At 61.9% G+C, this 23,109-nt stretch carries 28 protein-coding genes; 7 read left to right on the top strand and 21 right to left on the bottom strand.

Going from position 1 to position 23,109, the window contains the following annotated elements:
* Window positions 1–12: 12 nt before the first annotated feature.
* On the bottom strand, window positions 13–903 hold the full coding sequence (locus SPYCA_RS10770; RefSeq protein WP_137866785.1) for a hypothetical protein: 891 nt from the start codon (window positions 901–903) through the stop codon (window positions 13–15).
* A 121-nt stretch (window positions 904–1,024) separates the two neighbouring features.
* Here SPYCA_RS10770 and SPYCA_RS10775 point away from each other — a divergent pair, with 121 nt between their 5' ends.
* The gene (locus tag SPYCA_RS10775) at window positions 1,025–1,975 is read left to right on the top strand and encodes a DUF4238 domain-containing protein (RefSeq protein WP_120220313.1); all 951 of its coding nucleotides are present in this window, start codon (window positions 1,025–1,027) and stop codon (window positions 1,973–1,975) included.
* A gap of 32 nt (window positions 1,976–2,007) precedes the next feature.
* Here the strand turns inward: SPYCA_RS10775 and SPYCA_RS10780 are convergent, their stop codons facing one another.
* Window positions 2,008–3,231, bottom strand: a complete 1,224-nt coding sequence (locus SPYCA_RS10780) for a Swt1 family HEPN domain-containing protein (protein ID WP_137866784.1) — start codon at window positions 3,229–3,231, stop codon at window positions 2,008–2,010.
* A gap of 185 nt (window positions 3,232–3,416) precedes the next feature.
* On the opposite strand from SPYCA_RS10780, the gene SPYCA_RS19045 reads away from it, so the two are divergent.
* The 3 genes from SPYCA_RS19045 (at window position 3,417) to SPYCA_RS19050 (ending at window position 6,400) form a co-directional block, all read left to right on the top strand.
* Complete coding sequence (locus SPYCA_RS19045; protein ID WP_146625123.1) at window positions 3,417–4,553, top strand: hypothetical protein; 1,137 nt, start codon at window positions 3,417–3,419, stop codon at window positions 4,551–4,553.
* Window positions 4,554–4,615: 62 nt separating this feature from the next.
* A protein-coding gene (locus SPYCA_RS10795; RefSeq protein ID WP_443029480.1) for an IS3 family transposase occupies window positions 4,616–5,787 on the top strand; the annotation gives its coding sequence in 2 pieces (ribosomal slippage) (window positions 4,616–4,880 and window positions 4,880–5,787; 1,173 coding nt in all).
* 133 nt (window positions 5,788–5,920) lie between these two features.
* Window positions 5,921–6,400, top strand: a complete 480-nt coding sequence (locus tag SPYCA_RS19050; RefSeq protein WP_146625124.1) for a hypothetical protein — start codon at window positions 5,921–5,923, stop codon at window positions 6,398–6,400.
* Between the two features lie 131 nt (window positions 6,401–6,531).
* Here the strand turns inward: SPYCA_RS19050 and SPYCA_RS10800 are convergent, their stop codons facing one another.
* Window positions 6,532–6,939 (bottom strand): CopG family transcriptional regulator, encoded by a 408-nt coding sequence (locus SPYCA_RS10800; RefSeq protein ID WP_120220321.1) that lies wholly within the window; start codon window positions 6,937–6,939, stop codon window positions 6,532–6,534.
* Window positions 6,936–8,924, bottom strand: coding sequence for a conjugal transfer protein TraG (locus tag SPYCA_RS10805; RefSeq protein ID WP_120220323.1), 1,989 nt, complete (start codon window positions 8,922–8,924; stop codon window positions 6,936–6,938). Before SPYCA_RS10805 ends, SPYCA_RS10800 begins: the two co-directional genes overlap by 4 nt.
* A 215-nt stretch (window positions 8,925–9,139) precedes the next feature.
* On the opposite strand from SPYCA_RS10805, the gene SPYCA_RS10810 reads away from it, so the two are divergent.
* On the top strand, window positions 9,140–9,337 hold the full coding sequence (locus tag SPYCA_RS10810; RefSeq protein WP_172595042.1) for a hypothetical protein: 198 nt from the start codon (window positions 9,140–9,142) through the stop codon (window positions 9,335–9,337).
* Window positions 9,337–9,627, top strand: a complete 291-nt coding sequence (locus SPYCA_RS10815; protein WP_120220327.1) for a hypothetical protein — start codon at window positions 9,337–9,339, stop codon at window positions 9,625–9,627. The genes SPYCA_RS10810 and SPYCA_RS10815 overlap by 1 nt, the downstream gene beginning before the upstream one ends.
* On the opposite strand, the gene SPYCA_RS10820 is transcribed toward SPYCA_RS10815, so the two are convergent.
* The 11 genes from SPYCA_RS10820 to SPYCA_RS10870 form a co-directional block, all read right to left on the bottom strand.
* Window positions 9,620–11,359 (bottom strand): relaxase/mobilization nuclease domain-containing protein, encoded by a 1,740-nt coding sequence (locus tag SPYCA_RS10820; RefSeq protein ID WP_120220329.1) that lies wholly within the window; start codon window positions 11,357–11,359, stop codon window positions 9,620–9,622. The two genes, SPYCA_RS10815 and SPYCA_RS10820, sit on opposite strands and share 8 nt — an antisense overlap.
* Window positions 11,360–11,606: 247 nt before the next feature.
* Window positions 11,607–12,308, bottom strand: a complete 702-nt coding sequence (locus SPYCA_RS10825) for a lytic transglycosylase domain-containing protein (protein WP_120220331.1) — start codon at window positions 12,306–12,308, stop codon at window positions 11,607–11,609.
* Window positions 12,309–12,311: 3 nt separating this feature from the next.
* Entirely contained in the window at window positions 12,312–12,641 is a 330-nt protein-coding gene (locus SPYCA_RS10830; protein WP_120220333.1) for a DUF736 domain-containing protein, read from the bottom strand.
* A 3-nt stretch (window positions 12,642–12,644) separates the two neighbouring features.
* Complete coding sequence (locus SPYCA_RS10835) at window positions 12,645–13,223, bottom strand: S26 family signal peptidase (protein ID WP_120220335.1); 579 nt, start codon at window positions 13,221–13,223, stop codon at window positions 12,645–12,647.
* Window positions 13,220–13,759, bottom strand: a complete 540-nt coding sequence (locus SPYCA_RS10840; RefSeq protein ID WP_269462422.1) for a DUF2840 domain-containing protein — start codon at window positions 13,757–13,759, stop codon at window positions 13,220–13,222. The genes SPYCA_RS10835 and SPYCA_RS10840 overlap by 4 nt, the downstream gene beginning before the upstream one ends.
* Window positions 13,760–13,905: 146 nt before the next feature.
* Complete coding sequence (locus SPYCA_RS10845; RefSeq protein WP_120220337.1) at window positions 13,906–14,799, bottom strand: replication initiator protein A; 894 nt, start codon at window positions 14,797–14,799, stop codon at window positions 13,906–13,908.
* Between the two features lie 8 nt (window positions 14,800–14,807).
* The gene (locus SPYCA_RS10850) at window positions 14,808–15,080 is read right to left on the bottom strand and encodes a helix-turn-helix transcriptional regulator (RefSeq protein WP_066479195.1); all 273 of its coding nucleotides are present in this window, start codon (window positions 15,078–15,080) and stop codon (window positions 14,808–14,810) included.
* A gap of 131 nt (window positions 15,081–15,211) precedes the next feature.
* The gene (locus SPYCA_RS10855) at window positions 15,212–15,766 is read right to left on the bottom strand and encodes a DUF2285 domain-containing protein (RefSeq protein ID WP_172595043.1); all 555 of its coding nucleotides are present in this window, start codon (window positions 15,764–15,766) and stop codon (window positions 15,212–15,214) included.
* Between the two features lie 151 nt (window positions 15,767–15,917).
* A complete protein-coding gene (locus SPYCA_RS10860) occupies window positions 15,918–16,973 on the bottom strand; it encodes an IS5 family transposase (RefSeq protein WP_232003668.1) in 1,056 nt (351 codons plus the stop codon).
* Window positions 16,861–17,289, bottom strand: a complete 429-nt coding sequence (locus SPYCA_RS19570) for a transcriptional regulator domain-containing protein (RefSeq protein ID WP_232003670.1) — start codon at window positions 17,287–17,289, stop codon at window positions 16,861–16,863. Before SPYCA_RS19570 ends, SPYCA_RS10860 begins: the two co-directional genes overlap by 113 nt.
* 156 nt (window positions 17,290–17,445) lie before the next feature.
* Entirely contained in the window at window positions 17,446–17,712 is a 267-nt protein-coding gene (locus SPYCA_RS10870; RefSeq protein WP_120220343.1) for a DNA -binding domain-containing protein, read from the bottom strand.
* A 224-nt stretch (window positions 17,713–17,936) separates the two neighbouring features.
* Here SPYCA_RS10870 and SPYCA_RS10875 point away from each other — a divergent pair, with 224 nt between their 5' ends.
* Entirely contained in the window at window positions 17,937–18,158 is a 222-nt protein-coding gene (locus SPYCA_RS10875; protein WP_443029481.1) for a helix-turn-helix transcriptional regulator, read from the top strand.
* A gap of 49 nt (window positions 18,159–18,207) precedes the next feature.
* On the opposite strand, the gene SPYCA_RS10880 is transcribed toward SPYCA_RS10875, so the two are convergent.
* The 6 genes from SPYCA_RS10880 to SPYCA_RS10900 all read right to left on the bottom strand — a co-directional run bounded on the left by SPYCA_RS10880 (window position 18,208) and on the right by SPYCA_RS10900 (window position 23,108).
* Entirely contained in the window at window positions 18,208–18,528 is a 321-nt protein-coding gene (locus SPYCA_RS10880; protein WP_100868183.1) for a DUF736 domain-containing protein, read from the bottom strand.
* Window positions 18,529–19,140: 612 nt separating this feature from the next.
* Window positions 19,141–19,545: a hypothetical protein gene (locus SPYCA_RS10885; RefSeq protein ID WP_120220347.1), complete on the bottom strand. Its 405-nt coding sequence runs from the start codon at window positions 19,543–19,545 to the stop codon at window positions 19,141–19,143.
* Window positions 19,546–19,688: 143 nt separating this feature from the next.
* Complete coding sequence (locus tag SPYCA_RS19270) at window positions 19,689–19,853, bottom strand: hypothetical protein (RefSeq protein WP_172595044.1); 165 nt, start codon at window positions 19,851–19,853, stop codon at window positions 19,689–19,691.
* Between the two features lie 309 nt (window positions 19,854–20,162).
* Window positions 20,163–20,543, bottom strand: coding sequence for a hypothetical protein (locus tag SPYCA_RS19055; protein ID WP_146625125.1), 381 nt, complete (start codon window positions 20,541–20,543; stop codon window positions 20,163–20,165).
* 49 nt (window positions 20,544–20,592) lie between these two features.
* Window positions 20,593–21,956 (bottom strand): IS3 family transposase gene (locus tag SPYCA_RS10890; protein WP_085995949.1). Its coding sequence is split into 2 segments (ribosomal slippage): window positions 20,593–21,606 and window positions 21,609–21,956, totalling 1,362 coding nucleotides; the frame shifts between segments, so codons are not numbered across the junction.
* Window positions 21,957–22,058: 102 nt separating this feature from the next.
* Window positions 22,059–23,108 (bottom strand): DUF7146 domain-containing protein, encoded by a 1,050-nt coding sequence (locus SPYCA_RS10900; RefSeq protein ID WP_120220349.1) that lies wholly within the window; start codon window positions 23,106–23,108, stop codon window positions 22,059–22,061.
* Window position 23,109 lies beyond the last annotated feature (1 nt).

Genomic DNA, 23,109 nt, shown 5'->3' on the forward strand with positions numbered 1-23,109 from the left:
GCTCCGAAGTGATCAGGCCTTAAAACCCGATACGAAGCTTCCGTCGGGTTGCTGCTCGATGCTCAAATTGGCGGCCGACTGATCGAACTGCGGGAACGCAAATCCCTCACCCTCGAACCTCTCCACCGCGATGAGCAGCGCCTCAAGTGCCTGGATCACCAGTAGCTGCAGGGTCTTCGTTTGCAGAACGCCGATAACTACAACCATGATCCACTTTACACGCTCCAGCCGCTCGAGGATGAGTTCGTCCGGAAAAATGATACTCGGAACACCTTTTTCATTGGCGTAGAGAACGCGGTTCCGATTGTTCGCAAGTTCGCGAACATATCTCATTATCGATTTGTTCGGCCCTGCGATCTGCGCCAATTCCTTAGCCCAGCGGTGGAGCTCGAACGGCCCCTTCTCGTCCGAATGAATGACAGTATGGAAGGGGTCGGGAGAATGGACCCAATATGGGCCATCGGAATCGATCATTGGACCGATATCGACATCGATCCTGATACGCGGTCGGCCTTCCTTTCCGATTGATATTTGGGGCCTAGGCATCTTCTTGTCCGTATATCCACGAACAATGGCCTCAAGGATCACCCAGACGGCAGCTTTATGAGCGTGAATTTGCGGATCCAGCCGCTTAGCTCCCGGATATCGCTGCTGTCTAAGCGCGAGGATTAGCGCGCTCGCCGCTTCCTCTTCGGCAGTCAGCGCGCGAAAATAGGACATCTCGGCATCAACCGGGTGTAGTTCCCACGACTTTCGTAGATGGTTGAACGCGTTACGTCCGGAATGTCTGACACGCGCAGGGCCGATCCTCTCAACGGCGTCAGCGAGCACCACCAGTTGCGCGTCCATCGGCAAGGTGGAGGGGCGGTCAGGCGCGGGTTTGAACTTTGCAGGTTCAGGCATGGAGCGAGTATAGGCAGGACAGGCAGACTTCGCCAAACGCGCGTGATTTGGGTTCTGATAAAGCGGAGGTTGCTGGGAGCGCGCCATTGCAACTATCGATGCGAAGTGTCAGCACAACAATATGACGGAGCCCAAACGCCATCATTGGTGGCCCGAAGTTCAATCGAGCCAGTGGGCCGGCGTAGATGGCAATCTAACGGCCGTCCGATCCGACGGAAGCACCTTTCGCGCGCCGCCATCGAAAGTCGGGGTAGAAGGTGAACTCTATACCCGTGTCGATCCGACTGGTACCAAAGATCGCGACATCGAGCGGTGGTTCTCGCGCGAAATCGAGACACCATTTTCTAGAGCGCTCACCAATATTCTTCCGTTGCCGGACATTAAGAGGCGAGCCTATCCCGATCGTGGCGATCCGGCGAAGCGCAGGGAAATGCAAGAACTCGGCTTCCTAATTTCCGATTATGAGGAGCGGCTCCCCGTCGATGAAACCGACCGTATTGCGATCGCAAACTATCTCGCAGCGGCCGTGGTACGAAGCCCAGCTTATCTCTCGAAGCTCACCGAGTGGCACAAGTCGAACAATTCTCACCTTGGAGCGCTTCCCGTTGACCCAGACACACACCGCGCCTTTGCGCTGGAGAACATGCTCTTTCTGTACGATGTTTATCGCGAGGCGATTGCGAACGGCGCCATCACTCTTATGGTCGCAGATTGCGATCGAGAACTCCTCTTCTCCGACGGAGGAGTAGTTGCTCGGGAACCTTGGAGCAAACGGCCGATCCCCTTCGAACTCTATGCTCCCCTCACTCCGAAGCTTGCCTTAAACGTCATACCGTTCCCGCCAATTAGGGGGGACGGCCTCCTCATTTTCAGACTTAACTCGCAAGGAGTCTCACGGTTCAACCGCATCATGGTCGGTATCGCGCGCCGCTTCGTATTCGCGAGATCAACGCCACCTTTGACATTTATCAAGAAGAACTTCGGCATCCCTGCCCCGGCGCCCTTTGCTTCGCGCTGGATCGATGGAAAACTGGAAACCAAATATGATCGAAGCCGCGATCGGCCGTCTTGAGCCGGTCCTGCCGCGCCGACCTATCGTGGCGACTAGGCGCCAGACATCCGCGCGTCGAGCCGGTGCATCACCAGCATAGCCTCGGCGAGTTGTGGGCTGTCGATAACGCGCGAATGCGCAACCGGCCGGCGGAGAGCCAATAGTGTCAGCATATCCTGCCGGAAGCGATCACGATTCACGAATACGGCTTCGAATGTGTCCGACCAATTGTCTCCACGCAGAATAATCTCCATCAGCTCCCCGAGATCGGTAAATTCGAGCAAGTCGGTCACGGACTCCCCGGACTTCAATGCAGCGTCACGTTTATCAGTCGCCCTCTTGACGATCGCGCCGTCGACGCGACGCTTCAGCCAGCCCGGACCCGCGTGCGCTTCGAGTTTACCCCTAATGAAATCACGCAAGCGCCGCTCGAACGACCTGATGACCCTATATGCGTCAACCTCGGCGTCGGTGGCCCGGATCGCCATTGAGACGCTTCCGAAGCTCAGCAGCGCGACCGCGCCATCAGGCTCCACCGTGCCCCCAATAAGGCCACTTGATATCATCAGTTCAACGGCGACCTGCGGCTCTACGTCGATTAGGCCCGCATCCACGTCGGCCCGCCTATAGCGGTCCTCGCGATAGGACTTGTCGTTCCAGAATCGTTCGGGAAGATCGGGTCGCAAACGCCAGTCACCTAGGAGGCCGTGAAAAGCCGCATCATAGGCAGGGGTTTCAACTCCGCTTACCGCCGTCACGCCCGCGATGACCGTCATCTTCGCGCTCACCCCCGCGATCAAGCTGTCCAGCGGGTACGACGCCTTGATGGCCGCCGCTGTGGCGGCGTCAGCGACGGGCGTGGAGGAAAGGATATGCCGTGACTGCTCCGCTGCCGAACTCAGCACAGTGTCGAGCGAGCCACCATACAGCTTTGACAAGTCGGAAATCTTATAGCCTGCAAAGGCGCTCGCCCAATGGCCGCGGCGAGCCTCCTCGATCGCTTCCAAAATACCCGGCGCCTTGAGAAACTCATCCACCGATCGCCGCTGGTTCTCAATTTCCCGCATCATTTGAGCCACACCGCCATATGGCTTCGCTGCGTCTTCGAGAGCCCTCTGTGTCGCGCTCGCCGTTTGACTCAGTTCAGCGAGCTGCTGCCGTGTGACTCCGCCAAACATCTCTTGCTGGAAACGGGCAAGCGACGCGGCCTCGCTCATGCTGGCGAGCCGCGCTTGGTCCATCAGAGCCTTGTCGATGGCGGAACGGTAATCCTTCATGGCCACAATATAGTCGCGAAATCGGCAACCCGCCACATGCTCTGCCCAAGCTTTTCGGCCAGTTCACGCAGGGCCTCGCGATAACTTCTCGGGTGGATCAAAATGCCGTTGCGATCTGTTGATGTTGGTGATTTGTTTCTGCGGTGCCGAGACCGAAAACCTCCTTCACCTATAGTCGCGACCTTATGATTGCAGCCGCGAAATCCGGGGCGCTCCCTGAATATGTGTCGGACGCATTTCCAGGAAGCGAGAATAACTGGGAAGATCTCGTGACGGGGGCGACTGCAGCTCACCGTGGGGGCGCAATCGATCTTATCGCGGCGTTCGCGCATGCCACCGAGGAACGGCTATCTTACGGATGCCAACAATTTCTCGAAGAGGTGCTCCCGAGGCTTAAGCTGGATCAACCACAGGTTCTTGAACTGGTCATCGGATTGAGCGAACGATCGAGAGGTCAAGGGCTACCCTATTATCTTTCCTCGTGGTTTAGCGGCTGGTGCGAGGCGAAGGCATCACGCCCGTGGGCGCTTTTGGAAGAAATTCGCACGGGCTCCGCGCCAGATTTCATCCGGCATGCGGTCTGCCACTCTGGCCTAAAAGTTAGTCGGCGGCGCTTTCTCCCTGCTCTTATCAAATTGATCGAGCATGGCTCAAATAATGAGCGATGGAGCGCCGCAAATCTCCTCGGCCGGTTCGATGGCTTTCAACCTCGGGAGCAAGATCGCGCCGTAAAGGCATTGCGCGCCTCCATCCGGCGCGAGACGGAAGACGCGGTGGTAGCACCACTGCGTTCGCTTCTTCATGTGGCCGCCAGCGTGACCGGGAAAGATAAGGAAGGCATTGCTGCCATTGCTGATCGGTCCATGAGCAATGACGAGCATGTTCGCAATGCCATAGCCTCGGAAATGATGTTCTCGATGTCGAAAGCGTCTCCAGCGCTAGCGCGAGCGGCCTTCGCCGCCTTGATGGCGATCGGCCCGGGCGAGGATGATACCGTCGACGTCGTCGATCAGATTTTGTCCAAAACCATAGATGGACCGCTAGCCACGGAAGCACATGCATTGCTCGATCATTTGCTCACCAGCAGGTCGGCACGCATGAAAAAGCTCGACGCCACGTCAATGGCAATTTTGAACAGCGATCAAGTCGCGCGGTCGTCTCTGATTGGAGGATGGCTACGTTCTCCGAGTTTTCGCCATTTCGACGCGGTACTCGATATCTGTCGCGGCGTTGGCGAAAACACGCCGAAGTTCGACATCGACATGAGCGGGTGGACGCCGGATGAAGCTTTGCGGTCGGTCCGTCGATCATCGGCGATCTGAGGTGGTGCCGGTTTTCTGGACAGGATGCTAAGCTAATCCCGACCTGATGGATTGGTACGGGAATGAAGACGACGAGAAAGCGCTACAGCGCGGATTTCAAAGCCAAGGTGGCGCTGGAGGCGATCCGGGGCGACCTGACGCTGGCGGAGCTGGCAGCCAAGCATGGCGTGCATCACACGATGATCGCATCGTGGAAACGCCAGGCCATCGATGGGATGGCAGGCACCTTCTCCGGGGCCGGCGATGCGGCTAAGGTTATCAGCGAGAGCGAGGTAGAGAAACTGCACGCCAAGATTGGGCAACTGGTGGTGGAGCGGGATTTTTTAGCGAAAGCCTTCGGTCGATGAGCGTGGACTGGAGGCGGGCGATGGTTGAACCTGCTCACCACCGCCTGTCGATCTCGACACAGTGCCGTTTGCTGCGGATCAGCCGCTCATCCTATTACTACGCACCGGTGCCGGAAACGGACGAGACGCTGGCGCTGATGACGGTGATCGACACGGCGTTCCTGGACTGCCCATGGTACGGCAGCCGCCAGATGGCGCGGCACCTGCGGCGTGCCGGACACGAGGTCGGTCGCCGTCGGGCACGGCGGTTGATGGCGAAGATGGGGCTGACGCCGATCTACCAGCGGCCGCGCACGAGCGATCCGCACCCGCAGCACCGGATCTATCCATACTTGCTGCGCAAGCTGACGATCGAGCGGCCGAACCACGTGTGGTGCGCCGATGTGACATACATCCCCATGCGGCGCGGGTTCCTCTACCTGGTGGCGATCATGGACTGGGCGAGCCGCAAGGTGCTGGCCTGGCGCCTGTCGAACACGATGGACGCCGGCTTCTGCGTCGCGGCGCTGGAGGAGGCGCTGGCCCGGTTCGGCAAGCCAGAAATCTTCAACACAGACCAGGGCAGCCAGTTTACGTCGCAGGCCTTCACCAGCGTGCTGCGCGACGCTGAGGTCCGCATCAGCATGGATGGTCGGGGCCGGTGGATGGACAACGTCTTCATCGAACGCCTCTGGCGATCCCTGAAGTACGAATGCGTCTATCTCCATGCCTTCGAGACCGGATCGGAACTGCGGGCTGGCCTTGGCCGGTGGATCACCTATTACAACACCCAGCGTCCGCACTCGGGCCTGGCCGGGAGAACCCCAGTCGAGGCCTATAGGCGGATCGGACAATCAGATCATGGGGGGCATGCCCCCCATGATCTGATGATCAAACAGGCGGCATAACGACAACCGGGATTAGCTTAACTTAGCCGCCAAACTGTCCAAGAAGGCGGGACCACCTCAGCCCGCAAAGCTGCTCGAACTGGTTCGGCCTGAGAACGTTCAGGGGCTGTTTGGGGGCGCATATGAAAGGCTGGTGACTGACGATCAGCGGGGTCGGCATGCGCTTCCCGTGATCGAAGCGATGCTGAAACGATGGTTAGTGGGCGAGCCTCTGAATATGATTGAGACGGCATATCCCGGCGGCGGCGATCCCGAGAAGTGCGAATACTCTCGGCACTTCGTACTGCGCGTTGTGCCTGACTTGGCATTCCTAGCTGGATTGCCGGCGCGCATACTGATCGCCCGGAATGCCAAGGACGGAATTGAAGCCCCCATCCGATCTGTCCTCACAACGCTAAGTGGAGCGGTACGTGAAGGATGTGACAGTCCAGAGTGCCTAGCAGTACGCAAAAACGCTGGCTCGTCCGTGTCGAGGCCAGCGGCGCGCGGGCTGTATGATCAAATTGCTAGATCGATTCCCATAGGCGAAGAAAGCGAAGATTTTGAGGCAACGTTGGACCGGGTGCGAGCAGCTTGGGCGATTTTGGCATTCGATGATCTGGACAAACTATAGCATTTTGATGCGTGACCCGCACTACGGTTAAGTCGCCCTGACAATGTCGCCCGCTGCATCGAACAGGATGGGCGAATGGAATCTCACTGTGAGTTCGTCCGCAAAAGCGGACTTTCCGGACCGTCCGCAACTTAGACTTTGCGATCGGCACGGCTCGTCACATCTGCAAGCTTCGGTCCGAACTCCATCTTCCGCGCCAAGGCTTCGACAAAGCCCTCGAACCGCTCCTTGCCCTGCGCCTGGGCTGCGGGCCGAGCCGCATCCGGAAGCGCCGGGTTGGCGGTCAGCCAGAACCGCACGAACAGCGCCAACGCCTCAGAATTCAGTTCGGCCCGGTAATCCAGCTTGTCGAGTTGACGCACGACCTTGTCCATCCGCCGGCTGAACGCCGCTTCCATGCGTTCAGAGCCGTCTGGCGACAGAAACGAGTTCAAGGCTGTCTCGACGACCTGCGCCTGTGTGACACGCTTGCGCCGGGCGTAGTCGGCTAGCCGGTCGGCGAGATCGGGCGGCAAGCGGAAGGTATGCTTTGATTTCACAGCGCTATTCCGTCACCGGGATCGAGCGAGGCTTGGCGGGCGCGGCGAGCCATGTCGATGCGCAGTCGTTCGGCGCGCGCGGCATCATCAGATCCCTTGGCCTGGTCGCCAAAGTCGAATTCGGCAGAACGTTCGTTTCCCTTCTTCGGCACTATATCGACATGCGCCGGGATCTCCGGCTCACGGCGGATGCCGCTATTGGCAGCATCATCGTGGGCCTCAGCTTTGCGCTTCTTCTTTGGCGTCGGCTTGATTGCCGGCAGCGCACTCCAGTCGTCAGACTTCGCAGAATTACGCTTCGATGTTCCGGATCCCGGTGGCGGCAGAATGCGTGCCTGCAATCTCGGGTCAGCATAATAGCGCGCCTTCTTGGCCTTTATCGGCGGCGAGCCGGACAGCATCACGATCTCGTCGGTATCGGGAAGCTGCAAGATTTCGCCCTGGGTGAGCAGCGGACGCGAAGTTTCCGAGCGTGAAATCATCAGATGTCCGAGCCAAGGCGACAGCCGGTGTCCGGCATAGTTGCGCATTGAGCGCTGCTCGGTCGCGGTCCCCAGCGATTCCGAAACCCGCTTGGCGGTTCCCTCGTCGTTGGTCGCGAACGCCACACGAACATGGCAGTTGTCGAGGATTGCGTTGTTCTTGCCATAGGCGCGCTCGATCTGATTGAGCGACTGCGCGATCAGGAACGACTTGAGGCCGTAGCCCGCCATGAATGCCAGCGCGCTTTCGAAAAAGTCGAGCCTCCCCAAGGCAGGGAACTCGTCGAGCATCATCAGCAATCGGTGGCGCTGCGTCTTAGGTGATAGTTCTTCGGTAAGCCTGCGCCCTATCTGGTTGAGGATCAGGCGGATCAGCGGCTTGGTCCGGCTGATGTCGGACGGTGGCACCACGAGGTAGAGCGTTGCGGGCCGCTTGGCTTCGACCAGATCGGCGATCCGCCAGTCCGAGCATTTGGTGACCTCGGCGATGACCGGATCTCGGTAAAGCCCGAGATAGGACATCGCGGTCGAGAGCACCCCGGACCGCTCGTTGTCGGACTTGTTCAGCAATTCGCGCGCGGCACTGGCTACCACCGGATGCGGGCCAGCCTCGCCCAAGTGCGCGGTTGCCATCATCGCATCGAGCGTGTCTTCGATCGTTCGTCCGGGATCGGAGAGGAACGCCGCGACCCCGGCGAGGGTCTTGTTGCGCTCAGCATAGAGTACATGGAGGATTGCCCCCACCAGTAGGGCGTGGCTGGTCTTCTCCCAATGGTTACGCTTCTCGAGGCTGCCCTCGGGATCGACCAGGATGTCGGCGATGTTCTGGACATCGCGCACTTCGCTGATCCCGCGGCGCACTTCGAGCAGCGGATTGTAATGCGCCGAAGCAAGGTTGGTGGGGTCGAAAAGGAGCGTGCGGCTGAAACTTGCGCGAAATCCGGCGGTCAGGGTCCAGTTTTCGCCTTTGATATCGTGGACGATCGCCGATCCGGGCCACGTCAGCAGCGTCGGGATGACGAGGCCGACGCCTTTGCCTGAGCGGGTCGGCGCGAAGCAAAGCACATGTTCGGGACCATCATGGCGCAGATAGTTGTTCTGGAATTTGCCGAGCACGACGCCGGTTTCGGACAGGAGGCCGATGCGCTTGATGTCGGCGCGCTCGGCCCAGCGTGCTGAGCCATAGGTCTTGGCATTGCTGCTTTCGCGGCCGCGCCAGACCGACATGGCGATGGCAACCACGATCGCCACGAACCCGCCCGACGTCGCGATCATCCCGCCGTGATCGAAGACTTCCGGCGCATAGGCATCGTAGGAGAACCACCACCAGAAGAGGTCATAGGGCCGATAGACCGGGTGACCGAAGACGGAGAACCAGGGCGCGCCCAGTTCGGGCTGGAAGCCAAGCGCTGAAGCCGTCCACTGCGTCGCGGCCCAGACGCTCGCCAGGATGATGATGAAGACGGCCAGCACCTGGCCCCAGAGGATCTTCGCGGCAGACAATGACCAGGCTCCTTCCCGTTTCGGCGGGCATGTCGGCGGTGCAGTTGCGGAATTGCAAGCCTCTGGCTGTGGCGGTCGCAGCATGGCGGATGATCGGAAGGGCTGGCGGGAGCGGGATAGCGGCAGTCAGCCTCCCGTCGAAAGCTTGAAGAACATAAATAGAACGATTATCGTTCCAGCCTTGCCGATTCGGCTTTGCGACAGGAATGAAGACTATGCAGCACGACCCGGCGCTGCGCGAAGCCGCGCGCGCGATCTACGAAAGCGTCTACCCAGGCGAAGAATGGACTCCCGTGCCATTCCCCGAAGCCGAGAAGTACGGGACTGTCCATTACCGCAATGCCGTAGCCGCCGCACTCCGCGCCGATGCCTGCCTCAACGGCGATTGCGACCGGCAACTGGCGATGCTGTGATGAAGGTACGGATCGATGATGTCGAATTGGCCCGCGCGATCGGTGTCGGGCTGGCGGTCACCGGCAAGCGCGGACAAAGCAAGGATCATGCGGTCAGCATTCTGCGCCAGCTCGCGCCATACGCCCTGTTTCGGGAAGCCGGTTCGGCGGAGCTCATGTCGAGTTCCGTGCCGCTGTTCCCGGATGACTTCGGAATCGTGCGAGCAGAACTTGCCTATGCCGAAAGCGAAACGCAGCGGCGCGAGCAGCGGAGACACTTCGACTGGCCGGTGCGCCTGATCGTCAAATAGAAATCCCGCGATTTCGGCCAAGTGTCCACTCAATCCCGCCACCGCTCTTGATGGTGCCCATCACCTGCTCGCCCAGATGCCTGTCGAGTGAAGGCTTCCAGGGCACGAGTTCGAATCCATGGGCATGCTCGATCATGGCGAAGCGACCCGAGACGAGCTTGATCCGCTCGCGGTAGACTCCTTTCACGCGCTCGCCTTCCTCGCTGGGCACATGGTCAAGCCCGGTGCGGTGGGCGATGGCGGCTACGGCGCCGGTGAGCTCGCGGTCGCGCAGGGTCGCGATGAGATCGCGGGCGAGGATGATCCGTGTCCCGTGCTGCTTGGCCAGACCGTCGCGGGCGAGATGCTCGGCGCGCGCGATCTTGGCCTGCTCGACTTCGGCGCCAAACCCGCTACCAGTGATGAGCGGCTCCGCCGCGACCAACTGACGGTCAAGCCAGGTCGCACCGCTCGCCGCCACCTGGTCGCCGAGTGCCAGATCCGAGCGCAGTGCCAGAGATTGCTGGCGGCGTCCCCGATTGTCATCCCACGATCTCAGCTCCACGATCGCACCGGGTTCGGCATCGCCCGTTGCTTCAAGTTCCGGAAGCTTCAGATGATGGATGCGGCCATCGACACCATCGACGATCGCATAGGCTTCGCCCGTGAGCTCATCGAACAACCCGCGTTCTACCAGCCTGCCGATGACGGGATTGTCGGGAGCGTCCTGATGCATCGCAAAGCGCCCGGTCTCGGCGCTGCCAATCTGGCGCGCCATGGCGCGGTGCATGGTCTTGATGATATCGCCGCGCTCGCCCAGCGCGCGCAGCTTGCCCTCAAGATCGCTGCCGAGAGTCCAGCACGCCGGGCCGTGCGCGTCCGCCAGCCCGAGCCGTTCGAGCGCTGTGGCCCTGCCGATCAGCAATGCGCGATCAGAACGCGCGTGACCGGTTGGGTCCGGCCGCAGGTCGATGAGGCCGCAATCGTCCTGAAGGCGTTGCAGACTGCGGTCGAGACTGGTCCAGCGCTCGGCGCTGACCTCGCGGCGCAGGGCCTGTGCGATTTCCCGTTCGGTGCGGCGACCGAGTTCGGCTGTGACCCGTTCCTCCGCGCGGCCGCGCATCCCTTCGCGGATATAGTCGCGGTCGATGACCAGGTTCTGGCCATCGTCGGCCTTGCCGCGCACCAGGATGTGGATGTGCGGGTTGTCAGTGTTCCAATGATCGACAGCTACCCAGTCGAGCCGCGTGCCAAGGTCATGCGCCATGTCGTCCATCAACTCGCGGGTGAAGGCGCGCAGGTCTTCCATCTCGGCGGCATCCTCGGGCGAGACGATGAACCGGAAGTGGTGCCGGTCATCCTCGCAGCGTTCGGCGAAGAGTTCGCCATCGGCGCTGTCGCTGTCCGCATCGAACAGTCGGCCTTCGCTTCCCTCGCGGTCAACGCCGTCGCGCTTGAGATAGGTGAGATGGCGGGCGAGCGGAGCAGCGCGAAAATGAGCGCCCTTCTGACGCACCACGCGCGCCTTGATGATCACCCGGCGCTGGGTTCGTGATCGGCGCATCGCCAGCGCGGCGCTGCGACCTCGACCTGATCGACCGGTGCCGCGACCGACACGCCGCCCGAGCGAGGAGTATCCCGCCCGCTTCGAGACCTGGAGAACCCGCCCGACGAGCGACTTGGCCTTCTGGCCCGACGGTCGTCCGCGATCACGAACACGACCTGGCCTCACTTCGAAATCGTCCTCGCTCACAGGAAAAGTGATCTCCGGGCAGGGGATGGCTGCGAAATTGGCGGTATTGCGCGAGTTTGAGTGCACGATGCCAGCAGGCCAAAAAAGTGGGTGGCGCTTGGAGCCAAGGATTTCTGCACCTCACAACCCCCACAGCCAGCCGTTCCTTTATCTCGCCATCCTCCTGACCTTTCTCCCTTCACGGCCCACTTTCCGCACATTTGCGCGCCAATCCACGCCATGACGCGCCAGAGGACGAAAGTGGCAATCACTGCATCCGGCTCCCCGAAACGGGGGCGAAGAGGCCGCGGAGAGGACGGGGAGAAGCAGGTGGCGCAGCCGCCGTACCTTCTCCGATGTCCGCGCCCGGCGCTGCCTCGGTCGCACCTGATCGTGCGGCAAAGAGTCCGCTTTGCGTCCATGCGATGCGCAAGGGTTGCCCGGGCGATGCACTGGCGACGACAGTCGCCGTGCTGCCAGGCTGCAACATTGGTGCGATCTTGGCTACGTAGGCGCGAGTTTCGGCGGGAAGCGCGCGACCGCCATCCCGCCATTGTTCGTAGCGGCCCGGCCCGGCATTATAGGCTGCGAGCATGCCTGAAGTGCCGTAACTGTCGTACATCTCGCGAAGGTAGGAAGCGCCAGCAATGATGTTGTCGCGCGGGTTGAACGGGTCACTGCCCAGCCCGAACCGGGCGCGTTGCCGCGCCCAGGTTCCGGGCATCAACTGCATCAGACCCATTGCGCCTGCTGACGAGACCGCACCGATCCGGCCCGCGCTTTCGGTGCGCATCACGGCGTAGATCCATTGTTCCGGGATGCCGAAGCGCTGCGAGGCCTCGGCGACGTGCGCAGCAATGTCGACGGTGCGGCGCTGCATTTGTTCGGCGGCAACCTGCCCAAAGGCAGGCGCGCCGCCGAACAGCACGAGCGCAGCCAGAGCGAGGCGGAGCGAGCTTGGCCAGCGCATTGCTCAATCCGCCTTTTCGCGGCGGGACGGGCGCGACCAGACCAGGACGTGGGCATTGCCTTCGTCGCTGAACAGGTTGCCGCGCAACGGCTGCACGAAGCTCGGATCGTCGATCTGGAGGCTGACATAATCGCCTGCCTTTTCGCCAACCTGCTTCCAGCCTGCACCGACCTCGCGCGCCTCGTCGTCCGATCCTGCAATGACACGGTAGTCTGGCGCGTTCTCGCTGTCCGATGGGTCTGCCGGGACGAGGACAAGATCGATGTCGAGCGTCAGCGTGTGTAGATGCCCGGCATAGCCGCCATCGGCGGCAATAAATGTTCCAATACGCATGGGTCAGTCTCCTTTGTTGGTGGTGGGGGAAAGCTCGCTGGCGCGGGGATCGGCGAACCAGACATGGTCGCCATCGCCCGCTTCGTCGGTCCAAACGGGCGTCGCGCGACCGATCACATCGGCCATGCGGAGCACGCCGAAGTATCGCCCGTCGAAGCTGTCGGGGGCCGCCGGGTTCATCACGAACAGCTCGCCGCTGCGCAGCTCATGGCAACCAGACCAGGCGGGCAGTGGCCAACCGAGACGGTCGCGTGCACGAGCCGCGCCGACGTAGTCGCCGTCGATGGTCACGCCATGCGCGAAGCGGCAGATGCGCTGACCGCTGACGGCGGCAACGCGCTTGATGAGAGGCACGCCGCTCGGAAGGTAATCCCGCTCGGCGAGCAAGTGGCGAAGCGCGGGCGGCGGTTCGATTGCAACCCGCTCGCCGACATGCAGGCTAGCCTTGCTGCGGATGGCGTAGAGCCCAGTCGGCACCGAGGCAGTCGCGTTCCACACCGCGTGACTCGAGACCGGCACGATCAGCGTCGCGAGTGTGGCGGCGGCTACGACGCCAGCCAGGACGAAACGCCGCCGGATCATGACAGCAGCGCCTTGCGCTGGAGCCAGGCGCGGTGGCGCGCGGGGCTGTAGTCGCGCGGCACTTCGCGGCCCGCCATGCGGTTGTGGACGTGCCGCCAATGATCGGGCGCGACCTCGCAAGGGTCGATGCCCGCTGCCTCGATTGCGTCGATCAGGCGAAAGACCTGCGTGACCTTGGGCCAGCCATGGACCGACAGCAGCAGTTCGCCACCGGGATCGACCTGCACGATCCGGGTGCAAGGTTCACCCACTCTGACAGCGCGCACGATGTCGAGCGTCGAGCGGACAGTACCGTAATCATTGGATGCCCAGCGCACCAAGGCGAACACCTGGTCCGCAGCGTAGCTCTCGATCCGCTCGCTGCGACTGACGATCCGCTCAGCGACCGGTTTGCCGAATTTGAGCCAGTCTTCGCGCTGGCCTTCGCGCCAGACCAGCGTGACATGGGTGAGCAGCAGGCCATCGCTCAGCGTCGTTTCGGCCGGTCCGCGCGGTGGCGACGCGCCGTCTGTCCACAGACGCTCTGACGTTAGCAAGAATCCGAAGGATTCTTTGTTAGGATAGTTAAGGGCGAAATTCAGCGCAGATTTCTGCGGGTTTGCGGGCGATTCCGGTTCCCGATAGTCCGAACTTCGGGTTCCTGATCGTCCGAGTCCGGCGGTTCCTGATAGTCCGTGCTGCATCATGACATATCCACAGGAGAGCTGAGGTTGGAACGAAGCCCGACGCGCCGCATGGCGACGTCGAACGGATCGACGGGAGTGGCGACGAAGTTCAGCCGCTCGCGGCCGAGCGCGTGTTCGATCGCGAGCGTGTATCCGGGCAGCGCCTGCCGGCGGACAATGTCGCGCAGCTCGAAGGCGAAGCGTTTGGGCGGCGACAGCGCGCCGGACTTCAAATGCAGGTGCTGGAAGTCAAAGCTCCAGCCCCCGCGTTGCTTGCCGCCGTGCTTGCGCACCAGGCGGTAGAGCCAGCGTTCGAGCCCCCCGGTCAGCGCGAAATAGTTAGGGTCAATGGTCAGGACGAGAGCCTGATCGATCACACCTTCGTAGAACCAGTCGGGCACGATCATCTCGATCCCGAGCGCGCGGCCCGAACCATCGAGGCGCTCCTTCCACTCGTTGATCCAGGAGAAACGATGCCGCCGCCGCGCGTCACGCTGGCGGATCGAGGTTGCGATCGTGGTCGATTGCAGCCGGTCGAGCCCGGCCTTCAATCGCTCGTAGCTCGCCTTGCCGGTCCCGCGGCGCGTGAAGGCGAGGATCTCGTGCGGTGTCGCGGCAATCAACCGCGAAGTCGGGCGGCCCATGTCGCGCGCCTCGACGATCTGGCTCGCGATCCAGATCAGCACGTCGGCGTCCCAGATCGTCGCCATGCCGTGTTCGGCGGTCGCCTCGACCAGAATCGACACATCACCCATCCGGAAGTCGATCGGACGCACGCGCTTGGACTTGGCCAGGCTGAAGAACGGCCAGGCCATCAGATCCTGCGCGTCGCGCGCGGCGATGTCGCCGCCCCGGCTGACGAACAGGTCGAGCTGCGTAGGCGATGCAGGAAAGGCGGACATGCGGCGCATGGGAGCCCTCAGCGCCGCACAGGCGGCGTATAGCCATCGAGCCGCTTTGCAGGGTGGACAATGCCCTTGCCGGGATCGCTGGTCGAACGGCGCAAGCCCTGTTCGGCCCAGGCGTCGAGATCTGTCACCGCATAGACGATGCGTCCGCCGAGCTTGCGGTAGACCGGACCCGTCCCGAAGCAGCGGTGCTTTTCGAGCGTTCGGGCGGACAGGCCCAGATGCACGGCGGCATCGGGCGTCCGCAGAAAGCGGGCAGTAACGGGCGTGGGTCTGGCATCCATGGCAAGGCTCCGGCGATAGGTGGCAGCGGCAGCGGGCTGTCGCTGGGGTTCGCGAGCTATGGCGGAGGATTGGCGTGTGGACGGAGTGACAGAATGCGCGCCCGCAATTCTGTCACCCCCGGGGTCTGACTTCAGCGGTGCAGAAGCAGCTTGCGATATCCGCTCGCCACCAGGCGGCGGGCGTCGGCGATCAGCCGGAGCACCTGCCGCCGCTCGCTCGATCCCTTCCAGACCGCGCCGGCAATCGGGCGATGGTTGGGCATGACGAGGCCGAAGGCGAGGTCGCGCGGAGAGGCGCCAGCCTCCAGCGCGTCGTGAATGGCGAGGAACCGGGTGAAGCGAATGCGTTGGTTGCGGGTCGGCATGGCGGTGACATCAAGCGGGCTGCGCCTCTCGCGCGTGACCCGCTGCAAGCGGGCAGCGGCGGCGAGCCGGAGCGCGCAGTTCGCGTCGCAGGGGATCGAGAAGGCCGGAACTGCCCGAGTGGGAACAAGGCGCAAGCACAGGCGCAGCCGGGCGGTGCCTTGGGCATAGACGAGGTTGCGTTCGGTTATGGTGGCGGATTCCACCAGCGGCTCAGCGTCGGGCTGCAGCGGGATCGCAAGACTCGGATCGGCCACTTCGACGATGACCACGTCGGGGGCCGTGTCCGGTGACCACAGCGCGGGATGATCGCGCGGATTCAAAGCTGGACACCCGCAACAACCGTGATTTTGGCGACTTGATTGGCCGCGGTGCGGCATGATGCCTACAGGATGACCGTTTGTGCGGACAGATTGTCCTTTTTGCGCTGGTTTTGATGGGCTTTTCATCCGCTGCTGCGGATTTCGGGCGCACCTATGCCGTGGCTGCGCGCCGTTCGTGGAAGATCAGGCGGTCGAAGTTGTAGGCGAGGTTGGCGAGCGTGAGTTTGGCCTGAGCACGGGCAATGCCGATGGTGCGGATGAACAGGCCATAGCGGTTTTTCTGGTGCGCAAAGACATGCTCGACCCGTGCCCGGATCGCTGACTTTGCCGCATTGGCCCGCGCCATGCGCTCGGGCATCGGCTTGCCCTTGGGCTTGCGGCGATGAATGCGGCTCTTGAGCATGTTGGCCTTGAGCCATGCCTCGTTCTTGCTGCTGCGATAGGCGCTGTCTGCCCAGACATCGCCAGCGGTGTTGCTCGTGTCGATCACCCTGCGCAACTGGCGCCCGTCGCTGTCGGCTGCCGAGGTGACGGTTGCTTTGCGGATAAAGCCGTAGCGCCGATCGATGCTGATATGCGACTTGTAGCCGAACACCGGCGTGGCGATCTGCGGCAGCGGCGTCCCATCGGGACGATGGCGGACCTTGCCCCCTATCTTCACCGTCCAGCGCGCGTCGACATCCTTTTGGTGCGCCTTGTTCGGCTTGCCGCGCCAGATCTGCCTTGCCGACTTGCCCGCCTTGATCGCGGCCTTCTCGTCCTCGGTGTTGCGCTGCTTGGGCGCGGGCACCAGCGTGGCATCGACGATCTGACCGCCCATCGCCAGATATCCCGCCTCGCGCAGTTGCTGCTCGAACGCCTGCATCAAAGCCTCGAGCGTGCCGCTCTGTGTGAGCCGGTTGCGATAGTGGCGGATGGTGTTTTCGTCTGGCATCGCGCCGCCAAGGTCGAAGCCGAAGAAGCGCATCCAGCTCAGCCGATCCCGGATCATGAACTCCATCCGCGCATCCGACAGATTATGCTGCGCCTGAACCACCAGTACCTTGAACATCGCCACAGGATCGAAGGCTGGCCGGCCGCCCTTGGCGCCGTCACTATAACCGAGGCCCTTGGTCAACAGCGGCCGGAAACGCTCGAACTCCACCGTGCCCGCCAAAACCTCCAGCGGGTCGCCGTCCTTGCTCAGCCGCTCCAGGTGCTCCGCCAGCGAAAACAGGCTGCGTGAGTGCATCAAACCTCTCCGTCCAATGCACAGAGTGAATCAGATCATGGCCCCAAACGCGAGGGGTTTTTGCGGGTGTCCAGCTGGATCGGTGGGGAAAGCAGAGGCCCCAACGCCGGGCAAGGCCCTCCTGTTCGTCGATGGTTGTTTCAGGAGACTGAACAATACGGGCCAGGGTTTCTGCATGGTCTGCACGATAGGCGGGGTTACGATTCAGGAACTCCTGCGCGAAATCCGCGTAGTCGTGATGTCGATACTGATCCGCGGTCGATGGTGACCGCCAAGACGAACCACCGGACATATAGACCCCTGCAAGGCACAGGCGAGAAGGCCAAGCATCAAGTCTTTGATTGCTGTAGATAAGCCGCAAGTGACCAATGCTGCGGATGATTATGCAAGCGATTGTAGTAAATCGAGAGGCCCTACTTACGTAATACCCGCATTGTCGGCAGTGGAATCAGCCTTCTCTCGATTTATCAAGTAGATGCTTATAGCCATGCTCCGTCATCCAGCGGGCGCGAGCCAAATGGCTGTCATGGACCTGCTGGGCACGTTCCGGCTCGGCGGCGGCATCCAGGCCAAACACCAAGGCGGCGACGTCAGTCCAGTCTGCACCTTCCTGTGCGGCATCAAGTATCCGTAAATACGTGACAAAATGGCGCTCGTCATATGCCGTGATGCGATCATCGGCAGGCGCGCGGTCCTCGAAAGGCGGTATCGTCATGGGCCGAGCCTTTGCTTCGACTCGATTTGCATACCGTTACACATAGCACGAAGCCTGTCCGATATGGCGATATTCGTGTTTATGCAACTTCGTGCAGGTCGGTGTGCTCCAATTTGCATAACTGATCTCAAATGCCAAATGGCTGATCTCGCTCAATTAGCTATCGCGTAGAGTATACTCCGTGGTTAAATACTCTGCAACGGTGGTCTGTCCGTGCAATGAAATTGCGCGAGGTCCTTGCCACCAATCTGAAACGCCTTCGTCTTGCGGCCGGACTGTCGCAGGAAGAGCTCGCCTACCGCGCCGACATCGATCGCACCTATGTCAGCAGCCTCGAACGAGGTCGCTACAGCGCCTCGATCGATATGCTCGAGAGCCTGTCTGTCGCATTGGACATCGAACCTTCCGAACTTCTCGTCAAAGCGCCCGCCCGTAGCGCGGACTGAACACACCGAAGCCCCGCCCGGCAGGTGCCGGGCGGGGCGGGCGTTCCGTTCAGTCGCCGTTGGTGCGGCGCGCGCGGGACCAGATCAGGTTGTAGGACTTGCCGTCTTCGTCGTCGAACAGGTTGGCGAAGATCGGGGCAGTGAAGCTGGGATCGTCGAGCTTGACCGAGAGATAGTCGCGGCCTTCGTTCGAGGTCTTGGTCCAGGCGGCGCCGATTTCCGCGCGGCCGACGAAGACCCGGTGCGACGGAGCGTTTTCGTTGTCGCTGGCTTCGGGGACGATGCGGACGTTCTTCTGCTGCACCGACATGGTGACGATCTCGCCCTTGTATTCGTTGCCGGTCTTGGTGAAAGTTCCGATGTTGGCCATGATGCATTCCTTCAAGTAGGTCGAACCCGCGCCCATCGCGGCCTCGATGGCTGGTTGAAGGCAGGGGCTTGTGCCCGCTGCACCGGCACGGCCGGAACGGAGTGAAGGACGGCGGCAAGGCGGCTTTCTTGCCCCGCGAGGAATGGGCGGCACGCCCAGGGGAAGAAAGTCGGAGCAGACACCGTTGCAGCAAGGGATCAAGCGGCGCAGCCATCCCCTGCCAACCAAAGCCATTGAAGAGGCGGCATTGGGCTCGGGTCGCACTTGAGCCAGGAACTCATGGCTCTCCCGGACTGCCTGACCGGACAACACAGGGGCAGTAATTGATCGCCAGTTGCAGCAGCACGCTGAATCCGCAGACCCGGAAGCACAACGGAGCATAGCCGCCATTGCCGGACTTTGCGCTTCGCCGGAAAGCGCCGCTTGGACTCACAAACGAATGCCTCGCTACATCCGGGTCAAGCTTAACCCAGTAACCGCCCGATCAGCTCGATCACGACACCAACGACAAAGGACCACTCGCTGGACTCGTCACTGCCCCGTAACGGCCATTCTGACTGTGCCGCCCCGCCCGGCACCTGCCGGGCGGGGCTTCGGTGTGTTCAGTCCGCGCTACAGGCGGGCTCGGCTCCAATGCGTCCACGATGCTGCGGCTATGATTGCGGCACCGACCAGCGACACGGCGAGTTGCGATCCGCTGTGCGGCATTGTTGCAACCGCGATGCCGTGAACGGCGTGGTATCCGGCGATGGCGGCGGGCGCTGCAAAGGCGATCCCGATCGCCGCCCGCGTCAGGTCGGATTTGGCGTGGGCCATGGCGAGCTGCGCCACTGTCAGCAGAATGATCGCGGCAATAGCCGCGGCGGCGAGCGCAGCGACGATGCCGGCACCACCACGGTAGGTCGCAGATCCCGCAAGGAACGCGACGAATAGCGGCAGCGCGTGGATCGAGAGGCGGAAAAGCAGCGCGCAGATCAAAAAAACGGCGACGATAATCAGGGCAAAGCCGATCAGCATGGCGTCCTCCTTGAAGCCAAGGGCAAGGGACGCGCTCTCCCCCTCCACCGCAGCGCAATGTGCAGGCGAAGCATAGCAGACATGGTCGAAGGCCGGAATACCCGATGGCATCCGGCCATTTCGCCATGTGCGGGTTGGCGCGTTCAGGGATTGAACGGGTCATATTCGCGAACGATGCTGTCAGTATCGCCATCGAATTCGGCGGTGGGGACTGCGGCGTAGCCGTTACCGGCATGGAACAGGGTGACGCAGACCATCAGGGTGCGGGCGAGGCTCCAGGCGTGACGCTGTGCGATAGTGAGTGACATGTTCAAGCTCCTGTCTCGGAGCAGGGACCATCCCCGCTCGACAGGCCCCGGACAGACGGCGCAAAGCCGCAATCACCACGAAGGCGCAGCCGCGAGTGGCCGCACGCGCAGCGTAGCGGACCCTTCACGGGTTGATTGAAAGAGGCTTGGGGTCGGCCAGCGGATTGGCCTCAAAGAGCGGGGTGGCCCGCTTGACGGCAGACCTTCTAATTGATCAGCGAAGACTGCAGAGGGCTACAGCGCCGGGAAACCTGCGGCAAAAGGTGAGCACCTACACTACCGTTAGCAGTTCGCCGTCCACTATGATGACTAGACGGGATATTTTCGGGATGGTGCCGATGGATTGTCGCTGCGGCAATTTCGGTCGGAGAATTGCCGGGTGACCTCGGACGCGATGAACTGCGCGCCCATCAGGATGTGGCCGGTCTCGACGCGTCCTGGTGGCGGGGTATCGTAGCGGCTGGCCACGTAGGGTGGAAACAGTGCGACAACGCGCTGTATGCGGTCGAGGTCAAGTCCTGGCACGAGTCCGGCCAATCTGTTCGCAGCGGCCTTCAGGTCGTGTCCGATTGCCCGGCTTCGCAATTCGGCATCGGAAATGCCAAGAGCCGCCAGACCTGCTTTCAGGGCTAGTTCCGCACCGAGCAGGGCGCTTTGAACGGTTCTGTCCGTCGTCAGAACATTTGGCACAACTCGCGGCGTAAATTAGCGGAGTGCGGGCCTCGTCAGGGGCTGGATTTTAAGCGGCGAGCTTGCGGTGTTGCAAGCGCCGATATTCGATGGTCTGTCGTTTGATCCTTTCACGCTGTTTGATGATGGCTGGTGCCCTGCCGAAGTAGGCGTCGGCGGGCGTCACGTTGTTCAGGCTCTCGTGGTAACGTTGATTGTTGTAGTGCTCGACGAAGGCTTCGATCTGGGCCTCGAGGTCGCCGGGCAGGAAGTAGTTCTCCAGCAGGATGCGGTTCTTCAGAGTCTGGTGCCAGCGCTCGATCTTGCCCTGGGTCTGAGGGTGGCACGGTGCACCGCGCACATGACTCATCTGCTGAGCTTCGATGTATTCAGCCAGTTCGCCAGCGATGTAGCTGGGACCGTTATCGCTGAGCAGCCTGGGTTTGTGCAGCACGGTGGCGCTGTCGCAGCCCGAGGCAGCCAGCGCCATGTCCAGCGTGTCGGTGACGTCCTCGGCCCGCATGTTGGTGCACAGTTTCCAGGCGATGATGTAGCGCGAGAAGTCGTCGAGCACGGTCGACAGGTACATCCAGCCCCACCCGATGATCTTGAAGTAGGTGAAGTCGGTTTGCCACATCTCGTTCGGCCGGGTGGTCTTGGTGTGGAACTGATCGGCGGCCTTGATCACGACATAGGCCGGGCTGGTGATCAGATCATGGGCCTTCAACAGGCGGTAAACCGTGGCTTCCGACACGAAGTAGCGCTTCTCGTCGGTGAACCGCACCGCCAGCTCGCGCGGTGACAGTTCGCTGTAGTCCAGGGCCATCTCGACGATCTGGTCCTGGATATCATCGCCGATGCGGTTCCACACCCGGGTCGGCGCCGACGGCCGATCCTCCAAGGCCTCCGGGCCGCCTTCGAGGAACCGGTCATACCAGCGGTAGAAGGTCCGACGGGCGATGCCGAGCTGGTCCAGCGTGCGTTTGGCGGGCAGGTGCGACTGCTCGACGATCCGGATGATCTCGAGCTTCTCCGAGGCGGGATACCTCATTCGTCGTCGCCCCCATCCGCGATCATGCTTTTTTTGAGCAGGCGGTTCTCCAGGGTCAGGTCGGCAACGCATTCCTTCAGGGCGCGGGCTTCGCGGCGCAGATCCTGCACCTCGCCAGTGGTCGCGGCACGGGCGGTGTCGCCGGCCAGGCGGCGCTTGCCGGCTTCCATGAACTCCTTCGACCAGGTGTAATACAGGCTCTGGGCAATGCCTTCCTTGCGGCACAGCTCGGCGATGCTGTCCTCGCCGCGCAGGCCATCCAGCACGATGCGGATCTTGTCTTCGGCCGAGAAGTGCCGGCGGGTTGCACGCCGGATGTCCTTCACCACCCGCTCCGCAGGGGCCTTGGTCGGCGATTTTGCATTGGAGGATTTGGGCTTCATCTTCGTTCCTTCGTCACTACGACGAAGCCCAAATCCTCCTTAAATCACAACCTCAAATCTGTGCCATTGGTGCTGACGGGGAGCACCCTGTCCCGGCCAAGCTCAGCCCGTGATGAACCTGTTACGATCGGCGTCCAGCAACTGGGCGATGATGCTCGCCTCCAACGCCGAACCGCCGTGTTGACGCAGATCGTCGTTGAAGTCCCCGAGCGTGGGCATCAGCGAGACCAGTTCAATCCCTGCTGCTTGTGCACGGTCGGCCAGGATCGCAAAGGCCGCGTCGCCAGCCTTGTCGCGGTCGCGCGCGACATAGAGGCGCCGAAGGTCGCAGCCGAACAGGATGCCCGCAAGGTGAGCGGACGAGGTGGCAGCAGCCATTGGCACTTTCGGCAAAATTTCGCGCAGCGACAGGACGGTCTCAATGCCTTCGCCGGCGACCATGACGTCCGACGTTGGGCCGAATCGGATTGCGTGGCCGAGGATGTTTCCCATCGCCCGTCGCGGTGATGCGACTGCTGCTTTCGCCTTGCCGTTCGGATTAAGCCAAGTCCGGTGCGTGCCCGTTTGCACACAATCATCATTGGTCACCGATGCGATCAGGGCCGGGAAGCTGCTCGGAGTGCCGGGACCGTCGTCCTCATTCGGGCGATAGAAGCAGCGCGGGTGAAATCGCAGCGCGGGCAGATCATCAGTGCGGATGATACCCCGCGAAACGAGATAGGTTGCCGCCAATGTGCCTGCGACCGGTTTGGAGGCAGCAAACAGTCGCCTTGCAGCAGTTGGCGAACCTGCTCGTGCGGGCGGCGGCTTGATAGATTGGCCAAGTCCGTCGTCAACCGATGGCGGCAGCGACAGGAACCGTTCGGCCTCGTCAATGGTCTCTGACAGACGGCCGTGGCGCTGGTTGATGCGGATGAGATCGACCAGATCGCCATGTTCGCCGGTAGCGGCATCGACCCAGTTGCCGACTGCGCCACGCTCGGTTTCGAACAGGCGGACATAGAGGCTGCGCCCAGGCGAACCGGCAATATCGCCGACCATCCAGTATCGCCCCTCGCGGCGACCTGCGGGCAGGTAATGGCGGCAGACGGCTTGCGCGTTCTGGGCAAGCCGTTCCGACAGTTCCGCCGCGCGGCTGGAAGGCCTGCTCATG

The organism is Sphingopyxis sp. FD7 (assembly GCF_003609835.1).
GTDB lineage: Bacteria > Pseudomonadota > Alphaproteobacteria > Sphingomonadales > Sphingomonadaceae > Sphingopyxis.

Coding starts and splice junctions, on each gene's coding strand:
- SPYCA_RS10850 (WP_066479195.1), bottom strand. CDS start 15,080: ATGGATGCCAGACCCACGCCCGTTACTGCCCGCTTTCTGCGGACGCCC.
- SPYCA_RS10885 (WP_120220347.1), bottom strand. CDS start 19,545: ATGCTGATCGGCTTTGCCCTGATTATCGTCGCCGTTTTTTTGATCTGC.
- SPYCA_RS10770 (WP_137866785.1), bottom strand. CDS start 903: ATGCCTGAACCTGCAAAGTTCAAACCCGCGCCTGACCGCCCCTCCACC.
- SPYCA_RS10835 (WP_120220335.1), bottom strand. CDS start 13,223: ATGATCCGGCGGCGTTTCGTCCTGGCTGGCGTCGTAGCCGCCGCCACA.
- SPYCA_RS19570 (WP_232003670.1), bottom strand. CDS start 17,289: ATGTCCGGTGGTTCGTCTTGGCGGTCACCATCGACCGCGGATCAGTAT.
- SPYCA_RS19045 (WP_146625123.1), top strand. CDS start 3,417: ATGATTGCAGCCGCGAAATCCGGGGCGCTCCCTGAATATGTGTCGGAC.
- SPYCA_RS10845 (WP_120220337.1), bottom strand. CDS start 14,799: ATGCGCCGCATGTCCGCCTTTCCTGCATCGCCTACGCAGCTCGACCTG.
- SPYCA_RS10815 (WP_120220327.1), top strand. CDS start 9,337: ATGAAGGTACGGATCGATGATGTCGAATTGGCCCGCGCGATCGGTGTC.
- SPYCA_RS10830 (WP_120220333.1), bottom strand. CDS start 12,641: ATGCGTATTGGAACATTTATTGCCGCCGATGGCGGCTATGCCGGGCAT.
- SPYCA_RS10810 (WP_172595042.1), top strand. CDS start 9,140: ATGCAGCACGACCCGGCGCTGCGCGAAGCCGCGCGCGCGATCTACGAA.
- SPYCA_RS10775 (WP_120220313.1), top strand. CDS start 1,025: ATGACGGAGCCCAAACGCCATCATTGGTGGCCCGAAGTTCAATCGAGC.
- SPYCA_RS10870 (WP_120220343.1), bottom strand. CDS start 17,712: ATGACGATACCGCCTTTCGAGGACCGCGCGCCTGCCGATGATCGCATC.
- SPYCA_RS10900 (WP_120220349.1), bottom strand. CDS start 23,108: ATGAGCAGGCCTTCCAGCCGCGCGGCGGAACTGTCGGAACGGCTTGCC.
- SPYCA_RS10825 (WP_120220331.1), bottom strand. CDS start 12,308: ATGCGCTGGCCAAGCTCGCTCCGCCTCGCTCTGGCTGCGCTCGTGCTG.
- SPYCA_RS10780 (WP_137866784.1), bottom strand. CDS start 3,231: ATGAAGGATTACCGTTCCGCCATCGACAAGGCTCTGATGGACCAAGCG.
- SPYCA_RS10880 (WP_100868183.1), bottom strand. CDS start 18,528: ATGGCCAACATCGGAACTTTCACCAAGACCGGCAACGAATACAAGGGC.
- SPYCA_RS19270 (WP_172595044.1), bottom strand. CDS start 19,853: ATGTCACTCACTATCGCACAGCGTCACGCCTGGAGCCTCGCCCGCACC.